Source organism: Streptomyces sp. NPDC012835 (assembly GCF_042900885.1).
Taxonomy (GTDB): domain Bacteria; phylum Actinomycetota; class Actinomycetes; order Streptomycetales; family Streptomycetaceae; genus Streptomyces.
Map to the genome: position 1 here is coordinate 101,458 of NZ_JBIBBW010000009.1, position 17,038 is coordinate 118,495.

The following is a 17,038-nucleotide window of genomic DNA, read 5'->3' on the forward strand; positions in this document are numbered from 1 at the left end:
CGTCGTACCGGACCCGGGCCGTTGCCTATTCAACATGCTTCCCGGCAGGTCGGCCCGTGGCTTCGTTCAGCCCGTGCTTCCGTTCACGTGAACGCGCGGTACGCGCCCGCCGATACGGGTGACGATCTCGTACGCGATGGTGTCCGCTGCGCGCGCCCAGTCCTCGGCGGTCGGCTCCCCCCGGTCACCGGGGCCGAACAGGACGGCGGTCTCGCCCGGCTCGGGCGTGTCGCCGCCGAGGTCCACCACGAACTGGTCCATCGCGACCCGTCCGGCCACCCGCCGCCGCACCCCGCCGACCAGGACGGGTCCGCGTCCCGACGCATGGCGGGGGATGCCGTCGGCGTAGCCGAGGGGGATCAGCCCGAGAGTCGTCCCGGCCGGTGTGACGTAGTGGTGGCCGTAGCTGACGCCGTGGCCCGCCGGGACGTGCTTGACCAGGGCGACGGAGGCGGACAGCGTCATCACCGGCCGCAGCCCGAAGTCGGCGGGGACGCCGGTCTCGGGGCTGGGCGAGAGGCCGTACAGGGCGATACCGGCCCTGGCGAGGTCGAAGTGCGACTCGGGGAGCGTCAGGGTCGCGGCCGAGTTGGCGATGTGCCGGACCTCGGGTTCGACGCCCTCCTTCTCGGCGTACGCGAGCATCTCGTGGAAGACGTCCAGCTGGGCCGCGATCGAGGGGTGCCCCGGCTCGTCGGCGCACGCGAAGTGCGACCAGAGGCCGGTGACCTCGACCAGCCCGGCGTCCCGCGCGGCGAGCGCGGCGCCCACCAGCTCGGGCCAGTCGGCGGGCTGGCAGCCGTTCCTGCCGAGGCCGGTGTCGGCCTTGAGCTGGATACGGGCGGGCCGGCCCGCCTCACGCGCGGCGGCCGTGACCTCGCGCAGCGCCCACATGCCGCTGACGGACATGTCGAGGTCGGCCTCGATCCCTTCGCGCCACGGGTCGCCGGGCGTCCACAGCCAGCACATCACCCGCCCGCCGATCCCGGCCGCCCGCAGCGCGAGCGCCTCGTGCGGCGTGGCGGTCCCCAGCCAGCCGGCGCCGGCCTCGCGGGCCGCGCGGGCGACGGGCAGCATGCCGTGGCCGTACGCGTCGGACTTCACGACGGCCATCAGCGAGGTGCCCGCCCCCAGCCGGGAACGCAGGGCACGCACATTGCCCCGCAGGGCGGCGAGATCGACTTCGGCGCGGGCGCGGGGGCCGGCCGAGGTCTGCATGATTCCGGTCATCGGCCCCAGTCTCTCAGCTCACCACCGCCGGGTGCGTCCGCGGTGGGCGGGGCGGCGGGCGGCAGGGCGGGGCAGCAGGTCAGCCCATCACGTTCCGCCACGCCTCCGGCAGCGCCGCCGCCACGTCGTCCGCCGCCACCGGGGCGCCGCGGGAGGCCAGCCGGGCCGCCAGGCCGTGGAGGTAGGCCGCGACCGAGGCGGCGTCGCGGGCGGGCAGGCCGGCCGCCAGGAGGGAGCCGGCCAGGCCGGAGAGGACATCGCCGCTGCCGGCCGTGGCCAGCCAGGGCGTGCCGGTCGGGTTGACCCGGACCGGAGGCGGCGGTTCCGCCACCGAAGCGGAGCCCCGCCCGGAGCCCGACCCCGAGCCCGAAGCGGACCCGGAGCCCGAGCCTGACGCGGAGCCCCGCCCCGAGCCCGAAGCGGACCCGGAGCCCGAAGCGGACCCGGAGCCCGGTCCCCCGCCCCGTCCCGGATCGGCCACCAGCGTCGTGGAGCCCTTCAGCAGCACCGTCGCGCCGTAGCGCGCCGCCAGCTCCCGTACGGCGGCCAGCCGGCCCGCCTCGACCTCCTCGCGCGGGACACCGAGCAGCGCCGCGGCCTCCCCCGCGTGCGGGGTGAGCAGGGTGGGGGCGGCGCGGTCGCGGACCGTCCGCTCCTCCAGCAGCCGCAGGCCGTCCGCGTCGACCAGCACCGGCACGTCCGAGGCCAGCACGTCCGCGACGGCCGCCCCCGCCCAGGAGCCGTCGCCGAGGCCCGGGCCGACCGCCCACGCCTGGACCCGGCCCGCCTTCGACGGCGGCCCCTCGTGCACCAGCGTCTCGGGGAAGCGCGCGAGGACCGCCTCACCGCCCGGCCCGACGTACCGCACGGCCCCCGCGCCGCCGCGCAGCGCGCCCGACACGGCGAGCACCGCCGCGCCCGGATAGCGCGCCGACCCGGCCACGACGCCGATGACACCGCGCCGGTACTTGTCGCTCTCGGCCGCCGGCACCGGCAGCAGCCGCGCCACGTCCGCGTGCTGGAGCGCCTCCAGTTCGGGCACGGACGGCAGATACGGGCCGAGCCCGATGTCCACGAGCCGCAGCGCGCCCGCCCGCTCGTGCCCGGGGTCGATCAGCAGCCCCGGCTTGTACGCGCCGAACGTCACGGTCGCGTCCGCGCGCACCGCCTCCCCCGTCACCTGGCCGCTGTCCGCCTCGACGCCGCTGGGCAGGTCGACGGCGACGACCATCGCGCTGCCGCCCCGCGCGGCCCGTACCACCGGTACCGCGTCGGGGCGCAGCCCGCCGTGGCCGCCGATGCCGGTGATGCCGTCCAGGACGAGATCGGCGGTGGCGAGCACCTCGAAGGGGTCATCGGCGATCCGGCCGCCCGCACCGAGCAGCGCCGCCAGGCCGCCCGGGTGCGTACGGCCGGGGGCGAGCGGTACGACGCCCACCCCGGCGCCCCTGCGGGCCAGCAGGGCCCCGGCGTACAGGGCGTCGCCGCCGTTGTCGCCGCTGCCGACGAGCAGCACGACGCGGGCCCCGTACACCCGGCCCAGCAGGTCCTTCAGCAGTCCGGCGCAGGCCGTGGCGAGACCGGCGGCGGCGCGCCGCATCAGCGTGCCCTCCGGCAGCCGGGCCATCAGTTCACGCTCGGCGTTCCTGACCGTCTCGACCGTATGAGCGGTACGCATGCCTCAGCCCTCCTCCACGGATCAACCCGCCTCCACCGGTCAACGCTCCTCCACCGACCGACCGACCGCCTCCACCGGTCACCCCTCCCCCACTCGTCAACCCTCCGCGATCACGACCGCCGACGCCACTCCCGCGTCGTGGCTGAGGGAGACGTGCCAGCCGCGTACGCCCAGCTCCGCCGCGCGTGCCGCCACCGTCCCGCGTACCCGCAGCCGGGGCTGTCCGCTGCCCTCCTGCCACACCTCGGCGTCGGTCCAGTGCAGCCCGGGAGGCGCGCCGAGCGCCTTGGCGACGGCCTCCTTGGCGGCGAACCGCGCGGCCAGCGAGGCGGCTCCGCGCCGCTCGCCGCTCGGCAGGAACAGCTCGCTCTCCGAGAAGAGGCGGTCGGCGAGCTGCGGAGTCCGTTCCAGGGACGCCGCGAACCGGTCGATCGCGGCCACGTCGATACCCACCCCAATGATCATCTACACGTCCTCACCGAACACGACCTCACAGAACCTCACTCCACCGTCACGGACTTGGCCAGATTCCTCGGCTGGTCCACCTCGTTGCCGCGTGCCGTCGCCAGCTCGCACGCGAACACCTGCAACGGCACCGTAGCCACCAGCGGCTGGAGCAGGGTCGGCGTCGCCGGAATCCGGATCAGATGATCCGCGTACGGAACCACCTCCTCGTCGCCCTCCTCCGCGATCACGATGGTGCGCGCGCCCCTGGCCCTGATCTCCTGGATGTTCGACACGATCTTGTCGTGGAGCACCGAGCGCCCGCGCGGCGACGGTACGACGACGACCACCGGCAGGTCCTCCTCGACGAGCGCGATGGGACCGTGCTTCAGCTCGCCCGCCGCGAACCCCTCCGCGTGCATGTACGCCAGCTCCTTGAGCTTCAGCGCGCCCTCCAGTGCCACCGGGTACCCCACGTGCCGGCCGAGGAACAGCACCGTCTTCTTGTCCTTGAGCGAGCGCGCCAGCTCCCGTACCGGTTCCATCGTCTCCAGTACGCGTTCCACCTCGCCAGCGATCCGCCCCAGGTCCCGTACGACGGCCCTGATCTCGTCGCCCCACTTGGTGCCGCGCCGCTGTCCCAGGTAGAGCGCGACCAGATAGCAGGCCACCAGCTGGGTCAGGAACGCCTTGGTGGAGGCGACGGCGACCTCCGGGCCCGCGTGCGTGTAGAGGACCGCGTCGGACTCCCTGGGGATGGTCGACCCGTTGGTGTTGCAGATGGCCAGCACCTTGGCGCCCTGCTCACGGGCGTGCCGCAGCGCCATCAGCGTGTCCATGGTCTCGCCGGACTGCGAGATCGCGATCACCAGGGTGCGCGGGTCCAGGATCGGATCGCGGTAGCGGAACTCGCTGGCCAGCTCCACCTCGCACGGCATCCGGGTCCAGTGCTCGATGGCGTACTTGGCGATCAGCCCGGCGTGGAAGGCCGTCCCGCAGGCCACGATGACGACCTTCTCGGCCTCCCGCAGCACGGCGGCGGGGATGCGCGCCTCGTCCAGGGTCAGCACGCCCTCGCCGTCGATCCGGCCCAGCAGGGTGTCGGCGACCGCCCTGGGCTGTTCGGCGATCTCCTTGAGCATGAAGGAGGCGTAGCCGCCCTTCTCGGCGGCCGAGGCGTCCCAGTCCACGTGGTACGAGCGGACCTCGGCCGGGGCGCCGTCGAAGTCCGTCACCGTCACCCCGTCCCGGCGCAGCTCCACGACCTGGTCCTGGCCCAGTTCGACGGCGGAGCGGGTGTGCGCGATGAACGCGGCGACATCGGAGGCGAGGAACGCCTCGCCCTCCCCGATCCCCACCACCAGCGGGGAGTTGCGGCGCGCGCCCACCACCACGTCGGGTTCGTCGGCGTGCACGGCGACGAGCGTGAAGGCGCCCTCCAGCCGCCGGCAGACCTGCCGCATCGACTCGGCGAGGTCGCCGCAGGCCGAGAACGCCTCGGCGAGCAGGTGCGACACGGCCTCGGTGTCGGTCTCCGAGCCCAGGTCATGGCCGCGCCCGGTCAGTTCGGCGCGCAGCGCGGCGAAGTTCTCGATGATGCCGTTGTGCACGACGGCCACCCGTCCGGCGTTGTCCAGATGGGGGTGGGCGTTGGCGTCGGTCGGGCCGCCGTGGGTGGCCCACCTGGTGTGTCCGATCCCGGTGACTCCGGTCGGCAGGGGCCGTTCCACCAGGGCTTTCTCCAGATTGACGAGCTTGCCGGCCTTCTTCGCCGAGGCGAGCCCGCCGTCGGCGAGCACCGCGACGCCGGCGGAGTCGTACCCCCGGTACTCAAGCCGCTTGAGACCCGCGACGACGACGTCGAGCGCCGACTGCCCGCCGACGTAACCCACGATTCCGCACATAGCACTCCCTTTCCTGCCGTACCCACCCCTTCGACCCGCTCGGGACGCATCGTCGCAGAAGGGATGGCGGTCGGCGGGGAGCGCGCGGTCGCGCCACGAGCGCGCCGCGGGCTCGTACCGCCGCGGCGGCGCCCGGCGATCACGCGTGACGCAACACACCAGCCACAATCCGCCGCGACCGCCGACAATGGCTCAGTGATCACTGAGCCGCCACGAGGCGCCCCCCGCCGGGGCGAGCACGGACCGACCCCGTACGTCGACCTCTCCCGCGCCGAGTGGAGCGCGCTGCGCGACAAGACGCCGCTGCCGCTGACCGCCGAGGAGGTCGAGGCGCTGCGCGGGCTCGGGGACGTCATCGACCTGGACGAGGTACGGGACGTCTACCTGCCGCTCTCCCGGCTGCTCAACCTCTACGTCCAGGCGACGGCCGGGCTGCGCGGGGCGCTGAACACGTTCCTCGGGGACGCGGGCAACGGCCACGGCGCCCAGCGCGGCACGCCCTTCGTCATAGGCGTGGCCGGCAGCGTGGCCGTCGGGAAGTCCACCGTGGCCCGGCTGCTCCAGGCGCTGCTCGCGCGCTGGCCCGAGCACCCGAGGGTGGAGCTCGTCACCACCGACGGCTTCCTGCTGCCGATGAAGGAGCTGATCTCGCGGGGGCTGATGGGCCGCAAGGGCTTCCCCGAGTCCTTCGACCGGCGCGCGCTGACCCGTTTCGTCGCCGACATCAAGGCGGGCAAGGACGAGGTCGGCGCGCCCGTCTACTCCCATCTGATCTACGACATCGTCCCCGGCGAACGGCTCACCGTGCGCCGCCCCGACATCCTCATCGTGGAGGGCCTCAACGTCCTCCAGCCCGCCCTGCCCGGCAAGGACGGCAGAACCAGGGTCGCGCTCGCCGACTACTTCGACTTCAGCGTGTACGTGGACGCCAGACCCGAGGACATCGAGACCTGGTACCTGCACCGCTTCCGCCGGCTGCGCGAGACGGCCTTCCAGGACCCGTCCTCGTACTTCAGGAAGTACACCCAGGTCTCCGAGGAGGAGGCCCTCGACTACGCCCGTACCACCTGGCGCACCATCAACCGCCCCAACCTCCTGGAGAACGTGGCCCCCACCCGGGGCCGCGCCACCCTGGTCCTGCGCAAGGGCCCCGACCACAAGGTCCAGCGGCTCTCACTGCGCAAGCTCTGACGCGGCGCCGGGTTTCCGTACCGGCCCCGGGCCGGAGAACCGCCCGTCCGGCCCGGCGGTCGTCACCGTCGCCCACCGCGCCCGACCGGGCTCACGCCCGCGTGCCGCCGTCCACCGGGAGGACGGTGCCGGTCACGTACGAGGAGCGGTCGCTCAGCAGCCAGGCGGCCGCCTCGGCTATCTCCTCGGGCGCGGCGGCGCGGCGCAGCGGGGTCTGCGCGCTGATGTGGTCGATGACGCCGGGGGTGTGCGCGTCCCATTCCCGCATCATGTCGGTCAGCGTGGCGCCGGGGGCGATGGCGTTGACGCGGATGCCCTCGGGGCCGTACGTGATGGCCGCCGACTCGGTGAGGCTGTTGACCGCGCGCTTCATCGCGCCGTACGACGGCAGTGCGGGGTTGCCGCGCAGGCTGCCGACGCTGGAGTTGTTGACGATGGCCCCGGTCCCGGCCGTGGCCCGGATGGCGGCGACCTCGGCGGACATGGCCAGCCACGGGCCCTTGAGGTTCACCGCGTAGATCTGGTCGAGCTCCTCCTCGGTGACCTCGTCCACCGGGCCGGGGCGCTCGGCCGCCGCGCCGTTGTTGAAGGCGACGTCGAGCCGCCCGTACACCTCCACGACACGGTCCACGGCGGCGCGCACGCTCGCGGCGTCGGCCAGGTCGCAGACGACGTACTCCGCGGTGCCGCCCGCGGCCCGCACCTCCTCGGTGACCGCCTTGAGCTGCTCCTCCGTCCTCGCCGCGAGCATCACCCGGGCGCCCTCACGGGCGAACAGCCGGGCGGAGGCGGCGCCGATGCCGCGTCCTGCGCCGGTGACGAAGGCGACCTTGCCGTCCAGCAGGCCCTGGACCGTACGAGCGGGGGTTTCGTTGATCTGTGTGCTGTTCATGTCTCCACCGTGCGTCCGGCGGCGGAGGCTATCCAGGCACCGGCTGTACCTGGATGGCAGCGGCCGGCCCCCGCACACTGGAGGCGTGGACAGACATGAACTCGCGGGATTCCTGCGCAGCAGGCGGGAGCGGATCGCCCCCGCCGATGCGGGGCTGCCCGCCGGGCCGCGCCGTCGTACGCCGGGGCTGCGCCGCGAGGAGGTGGCGCAGCTGGCGTTCATCTCGACCGAGTACTACACGCGGCTGGAGCAGGCCCGTGCCCCGCGCCCGTCGCGCGAGGTGCTGGCCGGTCTCGCACGCGCCCTGCGGATGTCGGACGCCGAGCGCGACCACCTCCACCACCTGGCAGGCGCCCCGCAGGGCCCGCCGCCCGGCCCCTCACGCGAGGTGCGGCGCTCCATCCTCGACCTGCTGGACCGGCTTCCGCAGGCCGCGGCGATGGTGATGTCCGCGACGTACGAGGTGATCGCCTGGAACGATCTGGCCGCCGCCCTCATGGAGGACTTCTCCGCGCTGTCGCGCCGCGACCGCAACCTCGTACGCCGTGTCTTCCTCGGGCCGTTCCCCGATGACGGTCCCCTGTACGGGCTCGTGGCCCCGGAGGAGTTCGCCCGCTCGGCGGCCCAGGACCTGCGCGCCACCGCCGCCCGCTACCCCGACGACCCCGAGGTGTCCGGCCTGGTGGCCGAGCTGCTCTCCGGCAGCGCGGAGTTCGCCCGCCTCTGGTCCTCCCACGACGTGGACGGGGCGCCCGCGATGCGCAAGACGTTCCACCACCCGCTGGTCGGCCGGCTCACCGTCAACTGCGATGTCCTCCAGATCACCGACCGCGATCAGCGGGTCGTGATCTACACCGCTGTCCCCGGCTCCCGGTCCGAGGAGGCGCTGCGGCTGCTGTCGGTCGTCGGCACGCAGCGCATGGACGTACCGGGCTGAGCGCGGCGCGTCCCCCGGCCGCGCCGGATCCCGCCCGGCGGCACTCGCCATCGACCGCCACCGGGTGGCTCGCCCCCGACGAGGCCCGCGCGCGCCCGGCCACCCCGCACCGCCGCGGCCCACCCCCGCCCGCAGCACCGCCCCCCGGCCCAGCGCCGCAGCCCCCCGGCCCGGTACAGCCCCCCGGCCCAGCACCGCGGCCCGGGGCACCGCCCCTCAGCCCAGCGCCGCCTTCACCGCGTCCGCCAGCCGGCTCGCCACCGAGCGGGCCTGGTCGATGTCGGCGGCCTCGACCATGACCCGTACCAGCGGCTCCGTGCCCGAGGGGCGCAGCAGGACGCGGCCGGTGGTGCCCAGGTCGCGTTCCGCCTCCACCACCGCCGAGGCCAGCTCCGCCGAGGTGTTCACCCGGGACTTGTCGACGTCGGGGACGTTGACGAGGACCTGCGGCAGCCGGACCATGACCCCGGCGAGGTCGGCCAGCGTGCGGCCGGTCGCGGCGACGCGGGCGGCCAGCATGAGGCCGGTGAGGGTGCCGTCGCCGGTGGTGGCGTGGTCGAGGACGATGACGTGGCCCGACTGTTCGCCGCCGAGGGCGTAGCCGTGCTCCTTCATGGATTCGAGGACGTAGCGGTCACCGACCGCCGTCTCGACCAGGGTGATCCCCTCGCGCTCCATCGCCATCTTGAAGCCCAGGTTGGACATGACGGTCCCGACGACCGCGTTGCCGCGCAGGGTGTTCGCCTCGCGCATCGCGAGCGCCAGTACCGCGAGGATCTGGTCGCCGTCGACCTCCTGGCCCGCGCCGTCCACGGCCAGGCAGCGGTCCGCGTCGCCGTCGTGCGCGATGCCGAAGTCGGCGCCGTGTTCGACGACGGCGGACTTCAGCAGCCCCAGATGGGTGGAGCCGCAGCCGTCGTTGATGTTCAGCCCGTCGGGATCGGCGCCGATCGTGATGACCTCGGCGCCGGCGCGGGCGAACGCCTCCGGCGACACCCTGGACGCCGCGCCGTGCGCCTCGTCCAGGACGACCTTGAGGCCGTCGAGCCGGTTCGGCAGGACGCCGATCAGATGTGCCACGTACTGATCGAAACCTTCGTCGTACGTACGGACCCGGCCGACCCCGGTGCCGGTGGGCCGCGCCCACGGCTCGCCGGTGCGGTGCTCGTCGTAGATCCGCTCGATCCGGTCCTCCAGCTCGTCGGCGAGCTTGTGACCGCCGCGCGCGAAGAACTTGATGCCGTTGTCGGGCATGGCGTTGTGGCTCGCGGAGAGCATCACGCCGAGGTCGGCGCCGAGCACACCGGTGAGATACGCCACCGCCGGGGTGGGCAGCACCCCGACGCGCAGGACGTCGACACCCGCGCTCGCGAGCCCCGCGACGACCGCCGCCTCCAGGAACTCACCGGACGCGCGGGGATCTCGTCCGACCACCGCCGTGGGCCGATGGCCCTCGAACGTCCCCACTTCGCCGAGCACATGTGCCGCGGCGACCGACAGACCGAGCGCCAGCTCGGCCGTCAGGTCGGCGTTGGCGACACCGCGCACGCCGTCCGTGCCGAAGAGTCGTCCCACAGCTCTCCCTCCGAGAAACGCCCGGCGCCGATCTCCGCACCGACCGCAAATGCTTCGAAACTGCAAACTTATGTGCGCTCAAGTCGGCACGTGAATAGCGATTGAGCGACCAGTGAACGTCTGATGCTGTTATACGCCCGAGTAACGAAGAAAACGAACGCCCCGGCGGCACGGAGTGCCGCCGGGGCGTTCGTATGCCGTGAGGCCATATGGCCTGGTCCGGCAAGCGAGCGACTAGCGCTTGCTGTACTGCGGGGCCTTACGGGCCTTCTTGAGACCGGCCTTCTTGCGCTCGACCGCGCGGTCGTCGCGGCTCAGGAAGCCGGCCTTCTTCAGCGTGGCGCGGTTGTTGTCCACGTCCGCCTCGTTCAGCGAGCGGGCCACGCCGAGGCGCAGGGCGCCGGCCTGACCGGAGACGCCGCCACCGGAGATACGGGCGATGACGTCGTAGCGGTTGTCCAGCTCAAGCACCTTGAAGGGCTCGTTGACAGCCTGCTGGTGCACCTTGTTGGGGAAGTACTCCTCAAGGGTGCGACCGTTGATCTTCCACTTGCCGGTGCCCGGAACGATCCGGACGCGGGCGATGGCGTTCTTGCGACGGCCCAGGCCGGCGGCGGGCTGGGGGTCGCCGAAGCGGCCCGCCAGGGACTCGGAGGTGTACTCACCCTCGACGGGGACCTCCGACTCGAAGGTCGTCACCGCGTCGAAGGTCTCCTCGGCCTCGGGGGCCTCGACGGGGGTCTCTGCAGTGGTCTCGGCCACGATGCTCCTCAGATTTCTTTTCGTCTTAGGGGGTGGCCGGAACTACTGCGCGACCTGGGTGATCTCGAACGGGACCGGCTGCTGCGCGGCGTGCGGGTGCTGGTCACCCGAGTAGATCTTCAGCTTCGAGAGCATCTGACGGCCCAGGGTGTTCTTGGGAATCATGCCCTTGATGGCCTTCTCGACGGCCTTCTCGGGGTTCTTGGCCAGCAGCTCGTCGTAACGGACGGAGCGCAGACCACCCGGGTAACCGGAGTGGCGGTAGGCCATCTTCTGGGTCTTCTTGTTGCCGGACAGGTGCACCTTGTCCGCGTTGACGATGATGACGAAGTCACCGGTGTCGACGTGGGGCGCGTAGATCGCCTTGTGCTTACCGCGCAGAAGGTTGGCGGCGGTGGTCGCCAGACGGCCCAGGACGATGTCCTGCGCGTCGATGATGTGCCACTGGCGCGTCACATCGCCGGGCTTGGGGCTGTACGTACGCACGGTCGTATGCCTTCGCTTCTTCAGAGAGTGGAGTCCTGACAAGGCCACCCGGACGATCACGACAGCCCTGGTGGTACGCCGGGGACGCAACCCGTGTACCTACCGCTGTCCATCGGCCCGGTGGACCGGCGTAAGGGCCCCTCGCGTGAGAACGACCAAGCCAATACGCATAACGAACCAGAAGAATACCGTCGCTGCCCCGTACGGGTCAAAACGAGGTCCCGCCCGCTCCGGGAGCCCATCGCGAGGCCCATCGCGGGGCCATCCCGGAACCCATCGCGGGGCCATCCCGGAGCCCGTCCCCGAGACCCGCCCCGGGCGCCCGTCAGCGCTCCCGTACCACCCGGCGCTCGTCCCACACCGGCTCCGGCACCTCCCGTACCAGCCCGTCCGACCCGAACACCAGATATCGATCGAACGTACGGGCGAACCAGCGGTCGTGGGTCACCGCCAGCACCGTCCCCTCGTACGCCTCAAGACCCTCCTGGAGCGCCTCCGCCGACTCCAGGTCCAGGTTGTCCGTCGGCTCGTCCAGCAGCAGCGCCGTCGTCCCCGCCAGCTCCAGCAGCAGGATCTGGAAGCGCGCCTGCTGCCCGCCGGAGAGCTTCTCGAAGGGCTGGTCGCCCTGGCCGCTCAGCTCGTAGCGGCGCAGCGCGCTCATCGCGCCGCCCCGGTCCTTCGCGTGCTCGGTCCACAGGATGTCGACCAGCGTGCGCCCCAGCAGTTCGGGGTGGGCGTGGGTCTGCGCGAAGTGGCCCGGCACCACCCGGGCGCCCAGCTTCCAGGTCCCTCCGTGCCGTACGTCCTCCCCGGCCAGCAGCCGCAGGAAGTGCGACTTGCCCGAGCCGTTCGATCCCAGGACCGCCACCCGCTCGCCGTAGTAGATCTCCAGCGAGAAGGGCTTCATCAGACCGGTCAGCTCAAGGTTCTCGCAGGTCACGGCCCGTACGCCGGTACGTCCACCGCGCAGCCGCATGGTGATCTCCTGCTCGCGCGGCGGCTCCGGCGGCGGGCCCGCCTCCTCGAACTTGCGCAGCCGCGTCTGCGCCGCCGCGTAGCGGGACGCCATCTCGTGGCTGACCGAGGCCGCCTGCCGCAGGTTGATCACCAGCCGCTTGAGCTGCGCGTGCTTCTCCTCCCAGCGCCGCTTCAGCTCCTCGAAGCGGGCGAACCGCTCCCGGCGGGCCTGGTGGTACGTGTCGAACCCGGCGCCGTGCACCCACACGTCCGAGCCGGCCGGGCCCGGCTCCACGCTGACGATCTTCTCGGCGGCCCTGGCCAGCAGCTCCCGGTCGTGCGAGATGAACAGGACCGTCTTACGGGTCTCCCGCAGCCGCTCCTCCAGCCACCGCTTGCCCGGCACGTCCAGATAGTTGTCCGGCTCGTCCAGCAGCAGCACCTCGTCGGGCCCGCGCAGCAGAGCCTCCAGAACCAGCCGCTTCTGCTCGCCGCCGCTCAGCGTGCGCAGCGCGCGGAACTGCGCCGTGTCGTACGGCACACCGAGGGCGGCCACGGTGCACATGTCCCAGACGGTCTCGGCCTCGTAGCCGCGCGCCTCGGCCCAGTCGCTCAGCGCCTGCGCGTACGCCATCTGCGCGGCCTCGTCGTCGACCGTCATGATCGCGTGCTCGGCCTCGTCGACGGCGGCGGCGGCCTCGCGGATACGCGGCTGGGCGACGGAGACCAGCAGGTCACGCACGGTCCGCTCGTCCCGTACCGACCCGACGAACTGCGACATCACCCCGAGCCCGCCGCTGACGCCCACCGTGCCGCCGTGCGGCCGCAGCTCCCCCGCGATCAGCCGCAGCAGTGTGGTCTTGCCCGCGCCGTTGGCCCCCACGAGCGCCACGACGGCGCCCTCCGCGACGCGGAACGACGCGTCGGCGAGCAGCACCCGCCCGTCGGGAAGGTAGTACTCCAGGTGCGCGGCCTCTAGATGTCCCATGTCCGGCATTGTCGGTGCAGACGGCCCGGGGACCCAATCGGTTTCCGGTCCGCGGCCCTGTTCCCGGGGCAGACCGCACGGATGCGCGGGCTTAAACTCCGGGCATGAGCTTTGGGCAAGGGGGGGCCTCCTGGGGTGACCCCGGTTCACCGGGACACGACCCGCACGGATCACAGGACCCGTACGCATCGCGGGACCCGTACGCGTCACAGGGCCCGTACGCAGCACAGCCACCGTACGGAACACCGCCGTCGCAGGGACCGTACGCACAAGAACCCGTCACGCAGGACTCGTTCACGCAGGACCCGTTCGCCCAGAACGCGTTCGGGCCCTCGAACCGGTTCGGTTCGGCGGAGCGCGACCCGGAGGACCCGTACGGGACACAGACCCCTGACTGGGGCGCGCTCGCCGACGCCTCCGCCGCCCGCGCCCGCCGCAAGCGCTGGCTGCTGATAGGCGGCGGCGTCCTCGCCACCGGCGCGATAGCCGCGATCGTGGCGACCACCGTGGTCAGCGCGAACAAGGGCGACGCCAGCGCCTCGGACCGCACATCGGGCCAGCTGCCCCCGGCCGCCGAGCTGCCGGCCGGCACCACCGAGCCGGAACCGGCCTTCTCCTCGGTCGCGCCGCCCCCGCCGCCCGACCCGAAGGACTACGTCTCCAGCGCGGAGAAGGACACCGCGCCGCTGACCGCCGAGACGCTCTTCCCCGACGACAAACTGACGGCCGCCGACCGCGTCTACCGCAAGGGCGCCACGACGACCACCACCAACTGCGCGGCCGCCGCGCAGGGCGCCCTCGGCTCGATCCTCGCCTCGAACAGCTGCGACCAGGTCATCCGCGCCACCTTCAGCAAGGACGGGGTCGCCGTGACCGTCGGCGTCGCGGTCTTCGGCCAGGAGGCGCAGGCGCTGAAGGCCAAGGAGCAGACGCAGGGCGGGATCGCCTCGCTCTCGGGGGCGGGCGTCCCGACCTTCTGCCGGGCCCCCTCGATCTGCCGCAAGACCGCCAACGCCTACGGTCGGTACGTGTACTTCACGGTCGGCGGCTTCACCAGCGGCCGGAACGTCACCAAGGCGGACCAGGACGTCTTCACCACCGGTGACGACGTGGCGGAGTTCACGTTCCAGCAGATCCTGGCCCGCGGCCGGACCCAGGCGTCGGCCGCCGCCACCCGCCCCGTCGACGACTGACAGCCGCGTACGGTCCGGGGCGGTCCGGGGCCGGTCCGCCGCCGGACCGCCCCGGACCGCCCGGAGCGGGGACGGCACTCAGCAGCAGCCGTCCGCCCCGCCCAGCGTCCGCTTGTTGCGCGCCTGCCGATTGCGCTCACCGAGCAACTCGTCGGCGGGATAACCGACTTCCTCCAGCGTCAACCCGTGCGGCCGTACGACATGGACCGCCGAGTCCCGTACCCCGGCCGCCAGCACCTTCGCCGGCCACTCCACGGGCCGGTGCCCGTCGCCCACGAACAGCAGCGCGCCGACCAGGGAGCGCACCATGTTGTGGCAGAAGGCATCGGCCCGCACGGTCGCCGTGACGATCCCGTCCGCGCCCCGCTCCCACTCCAGCCGCTGGAGGGTACGGATCGTCGTCGCGCCCTCGCGCCGCTTGCAGTACGCCGCGAAATCGTGCTCCCCGACCAGCCCGGCCGACGCCGCGTTCATCGCGTCGACGTCCAACTCCCAGTCGTGCCACAGCACATGGCCGCGCAGCAGCGGGTCCACACCGCCCGGATGGTCCGTCACCCGGTACGCGTAGCGCCGCCAGATCGCCGAGAAGCGCGCGTTGAACCCCGCCGGCGCCTCCGCGGCCCGCCACACCCGTACGTCGTGCGGCAGCCGCCCCGCGAGCCGCCGCAGCAGCCGCTCCGCGTGCTCGTCCCACACCTCCAGCGGCAGATCGACGTGCGCCACCTGGCCGCGCGCGTGCACCCCCGCGTCGGTGCGCCCGGCCACGGTCAGCTCGTACGTACGGGAGGACCGCGTCACCGTACGCAGCGCGTCCTCGATCTCCCCCTGCACGGTGCGCCGGGTGCGCTGCTTCGCCCAGCCGGAGAAGTCCTTGCCGTCGTAGCTGAGGTCCAGCCGTACCCGTACGTGTCCGGGCGCCGCGCCCTCGGTTTCCTCGTTCACCCGACGATCCTCTCAAAACAAAGCGGACGGGCCCGCCCCCGTGAGGGAGCGGGCCCGTCCGTGCGGGCAGCGGGACTCAGGCGTCCTTGGACTCCGCCTCGTCCTTGACCTCGGCGTCGGCCGGCTTGGCGTCCTCGACGGTCTCGGCCGGAGCCTCGTCCTTCTTGAGGGCGTCTTCCTTGACGGCGCGCTTGGTCGCGGCCTCGGCCTCACCGGTGGCCTCCTGCGCCACGGTCAGCGCCTCGACCAGCTCGATGACCGCCATCGGGGCGTTGTCGCCACGACGGTTGCCGATCTTGGTGATGCGGGTGTAGCCACCGGGGCGGTTCTCGTAGCGCGGGGCGATCTCGGTGAAGAGCGTGTGGACGACGCTCTTGTCCGTGATCGACTCCAGCACCAGGCGACGGTTGTGGATGTCGCCCTTCTTCGCCTTGGTGATGAAACGCTCGGCGATCGGACGCACCCGACGGGCCTTGGCCTCGGTCGTGGTGATCCGGCCGTGCTCGAAGAGCGACTTCGCGAGGTTCGCGAGAAGCAGCTTCTCGTGCGCGGCGCTGCCGCCCAGACGGGCACCCTTGGCGGGCTTCGGCATGGTGTTACTCCTTCATATCTGCACCGGCCGTGTCAGGTACCGGTGTCAGTTCCCGTGCGGGCGATTGCCCGCCGGAACCCGGAACTCTCGCTCCGGAAGCCTTCGGCCGGCGGACTCGAACCGGGCAGCAGCCCGTTTCACGCCCGTCCGGCGAGTGAGGACAGAGCCTCGGCCACGGCCCGGGGCACCCGGCGTTTCACCGGGCGCCCCGGTCAGAGGCGTTTCCCTACTGCTCGGGTCAGTACTGCTCGGTCTCCACGAAACCGGCGTCCGCGTCGTCGTCGGCGCCGAAGGCGTCGGCGGCGGCGGTCGGGTCGAATCCGGGCGGGCTGTCCTTGAGCGCCAGGCCCATGCCGGCCAGCTTCGCCTTGACCTCGTCGATCGACTTGGCACCGAAGTTGCGGATGTCGAGCAGGTCGGCCTCGGACCGCGCCACCAGCTCACCCACGGAGTGGATGCCCTCGCGCTTGAGGCAGTTGTACGACCGGACGGTGAGCTCCAGCTCCTCGATCGGCAGCGCGAGATCGGCGGCGAGCGCGGCGTCCGTCGGCGACGGGCCCATGTCGATGCCCTCGGCGTCGATGTTCAGCTCGCGGGCCAGACCGAACAGCTCGACCAGCGTCTTACCGGCGGACGCCATGGCGTCGCGCGGCCGCATGGCCTGCTTGGTCTCGACGTCGACGATCAGCTTGTCGAAGTCGGTGCGCTGCTCGACACGGGTCGCCTCGACCTTGTAGGTGACCTTGAGCACCGGCGAGTAGATGGAGTCGACCGGGATACGGCCGATCTCCTGGCCCACCTGCTTGTTCTGGACGGCGGAGACATAGCCGCGACCGCGCTCGACGGTCAGCTCCATCTCCAGCTTGCCCTTGCCGTTCAGCGTCGCCAGGACGAGGTCCGGGTTGTGGACCTCGACACCGGCCGGCGGGGCGATGTCGGCGGCGGTGACCAGGCCGGGGCCCTGCTTGCGCAGGTACATCACGACGGGCTCGTCGTGCTCCGAGGAGACGACCAGCTGCTTGATGTTGAGGATGAGGTCGGTGACGTCCTCCTTGACGCCCGGCACGGTGGTGAACTCGTGCAGGACTCCGTCGATCCGGATCGACGTGACCGCCGCGCCGGGGATCGAGGAGAGGAGGGTGCGGCGGAGGGAGTTGCCGAGCGTGTAGCCGAAGCCCGGCTCCAGCGGCTCGATGACGAACCGCGAGCGGTATTCGTCAACAACCTCTTCGGTCAGCGAAGGGCGCTGAGCGATAAGCATGGCGAG

15 protein-coding genes are annotated in these 17,038 nt (G+C 72.3%); 3 read left to right on the forward strand and 12 right to left on the reverse strand.

Annotated elements, in window-relative coordinates; genetic code table 11:
- Positions 1-66: 66 nt before the first annotated feature.
- From alr to glmS, 4 genes are all read right to left on the reverse strand, one after another.
- A complete protein-coding gene (gene alr, locus ACFY6S_RS29235) occupies positions 67-1,230 on the reverse strand; it encodes an alanine racemase (protein ID WP_388828007.1) in 1,164 nt (387 codons plus the stop codon).
- 79 nt (positions 1,231-1,309) lie between these two features.
- On the reverse strand, positions 1,310-2,908 hold the full coding sequence (locus tag ACFY6S_RS29240) for a bifunctional ADP-dependent NAD(P)H-hydrate dehydratase/NAD(P)H-hydrate epimerase (protein WP_388828010.1): 1,599 nt from the start codon (positions 2,906-2,908) through the stop codon (positions 1,310-1,312).
- Positions 2,909-3,004: 96 nt separating this feature from the next.
- Positions 3,005-3,373: a holo-ACP synthase gene (locus ACFY6S_RS29245; RefSeq protein WP_388828013.1), complete on the reverse strand. Its 369-nt coding sequence runs from the start codon at positions 3,371-3,373 to the stop codon at positions 3,005-3,007.
- 35 nt (positions 3,374-3,408) lie between these two features.
- A complete protein-coding gene (gene glmS / locus ACFY6S_RS29250) occupies positions 3,409-5,256 on the reverse strand; it encodes a glutamine--fructose-6-phosphate transaminase (isomerizing) (RefSeq protein WP_388828016.1) in 1,848 nt (615 codons plus the stop codon).
- Between the two features lie 195 nt (positions 5,257-5,451).
- Here glmS and coaA point away from each other — a divergent pair, with 195 nt between their 5' ends.
- Positions 5,452-6,447: a type I pantothenate kinase gene (gene coaA, locus ACFY6S_RS29255; RefSeq protein WP_388828019.1), complete on the forward strand. Its 996-nt coding sequence runs from the start codon at positions 5,452-5,454 to the stop codon at positions 6,445-6,447.
- 91 nt (positions 6,448-6,538) lie between these two features.
- Here the strand turns inward: coaA and ACFY6S_RS29260 are convergent, their stop codons facing one another.
- Positions 6,539-7,339, reverse strand: coding sequence for an SDR family NAD(P)-dependent oxidoreductase (locus ACFY6S_RS29260; protein WP_388828022.1), 801 nt, complete (start codon positions 7,337-7,339; stop codon positions 6,539-6,541).
- 85 nt (positions 7,340-7,424) lie between these two features.
- Between ACFY6S_RS29260 and ACFY6S_RS29265 the strand changes: the two genes are divergently transcribed.
- Complete coding sequence (locus tag ACFY6S_RS29265; protein ID WP_388828025.1) at positions 7,425-8,276, forward strand: helix-turn-helix transcriptional regulator; 852 nt, start codon at positions 7,425-7,427, stop codon at positions 8,274-8,276.
- A gap of 216 nt (positions 8,277-8,492) precedes the next feature.
- Here ACFY6S_RS29265 and glmM read toward each other — a convergent pair whose 3' ends face one another.
- The 4 genes from glmM to ACFY6S_RS29285 all read right to left on the reverse strand — a co-directional run bounded on the left by glmM (position 8,493) and on the right by ACFY6S_RS29285 (position 13,044).
- Entirely contained in the window at positions 8,493-9,851 is a 1,359-nt protein-coding gene (glmM, locus tag ACFY6S_RS29270) for a phosphoglucosamine mutase (RefSeq protein WP_388828028.1), read from the reverse strand.
- Between the two features lie 234 nt (positions 9,852-10,085).
- On the reverse strand, positions 10,086-10,613 hold the full coding sequence (gene rpsI / locus ACFY6S_RS29275) for a 30S ribosomal protein S9 (RefSeq protein WP_114625523.1): 528 nt from the start codon (positions 10,611-10,613) through the stop codon (positions 10,086-10,088).
- 42 nt (positions 10,614-10,655) lie between these two features.
- Entirely contained in the window at positions 10,656-11,099 is a 444-nt protein-coding gene (gene rplM, locus ACFY6S_RS29280) for a 50S ribosomal protein L13 (protein ID WP_114625522.1), read from the reverse strand.
- 325 nt (positions 11,100-11,424) lie between these two features.
- Positions 11,425-13,044 carry an ABC-F family ATP-binding cassette domain-containing protein gene (locus ACFY6S_RS29285; protein WP_388828033.1) on the reverse strand — a complete coding sequence of 540 codons (1,620 nt, stop codon included), beginning with the start codon at positions 13,042-13,044 and terminating at the stop codon, positions 11,425-11,427.
- Positions 13,045-13,148: 104 nt separating this feature from the next.
- Here ACFY6S_RS29285 and ACFY6S_RS29290 point away from each other — a divergent pair, with 104 nt between their 5' ends.
- Positions 13,149-14,237 (forward strand): hypothetical protein, encoded by a 1,089-nt coding sequence (locus ACFY6S_RS29290; protein WP_388828036.1) that lies wholly within the window; start codon positions 13,149-13,151, stop codon positions 14,235-14,237.
- Positions 14,238-14,315: 78 nt separating this feature from the next.
- On the opposite strand, the gene truA is transcribed toward ACFY6S_RS29290, so the two are convergent.
- From truA to ACFY6S_RS29305, 3 genes are all read right to left on the reverse strand, one after another.
- Positions 14,316-15,179: a tRNA pseudouridine(38-40) synthase TruA gene (gene truA, locus ACFY6S_RS29295; protein ID WP_388828039.1), complete on the reverse strand. Its 864-nt coding sequence runs from the start codon at positions 15,177-15,179 to the stop codon at positions 14,316-14,318.
- 76 nt (positions 15,180-15,255) lie between these two features.
- Positions 15,256-15,771: a 50S ribosomal protein L17 gene (gene rplQ / locus ACFY6S_RS29300; protein WP_388828043.1), complete on the reverse strand. Its 516-nt coding sequence runs from the start codon at positions 15,769-15,771 to the stop codon at positions 15,256-15,258.
- A gap of 238 nt (positions 15,772-16,009) precedes the next feature.
- Positions 16,010-17,032: a DNA-directed RNA polymerase subunit alpha gene (locus tag ACFY6S_RS29305; protein ID WP_003956430.1), complete on the reverse strand. Its 1,023-nt coding sequence runs from the start codon at positions 17,030-17,032 to the stop codon at positions 16,010-16,012.
- Positions 17,033-17,038 lie beyond the last annotated feature (6 nt).

Coding starts and splice junctions, on each gene's coding strand:
- alr (WP_388828007.1), bottom strand. CDS start 1,230: ATGACCGGAATCATGCAGACCTCGGCCGGCCCCCGCGCCCGCGCCGAA.
- ACFY6S_RS29240 (WP_388828010.1), bottom strand. CDS start 2,908: ATGCGTACCGCTCATACGGTCGAGACGGTCAGGAACGCCGAGCGTGAA.
- ACFY6S_RS29245 (WP_388828013.1), bottom strand. CDS start 3,373: ATGATCATTGGGGTGGGTATCGACGTGGCCGCGATCGACCGGTTCGCG.
- glmS (WP_388828016.1), bottom strand. CDS start 5,256: ATGTGCGGAATCGTGGGTTACGTCGGCGGGCAGTCGGCGCTCGACGTC.
- ACFY6S_RS29260 (WP_388828022.1), bottom strand. CDS start 7,339: ATGAACAGCACACAGATCAACGAAACCCCCGCTCGTACGGTCCAGGGC.
- ACFY6S_RS29285 (WP_388828033.1), bottom strand. CDS start 13,044: ATGGGACATCTAGAGGCCGCGCACCTGGAGTACTACCTTCCCGACGGG.
- ACFY6S_RS29290 (WP_388828036.1), top strand. CDS start 13,149: ATGAGCTTTGGGCAAGGGGGGGCCTCCTGGGGTGACCCCGGTTCACCG.
- rplQ (WP_388828043.1), bottom strand. CDS start 15,771: ATGCCGAAGCCCGCCAAGGGTGCCCGTCTGGGCGGCAGCGCCGCGCAC.
- ACFY6S_RS29305 (WP_003956430.1), bottom strand. CDS start 17,032: ATGCTTATCGCTCAGCGCCCTTCGCTGACCGAAGAGGTTGTTGACGAA.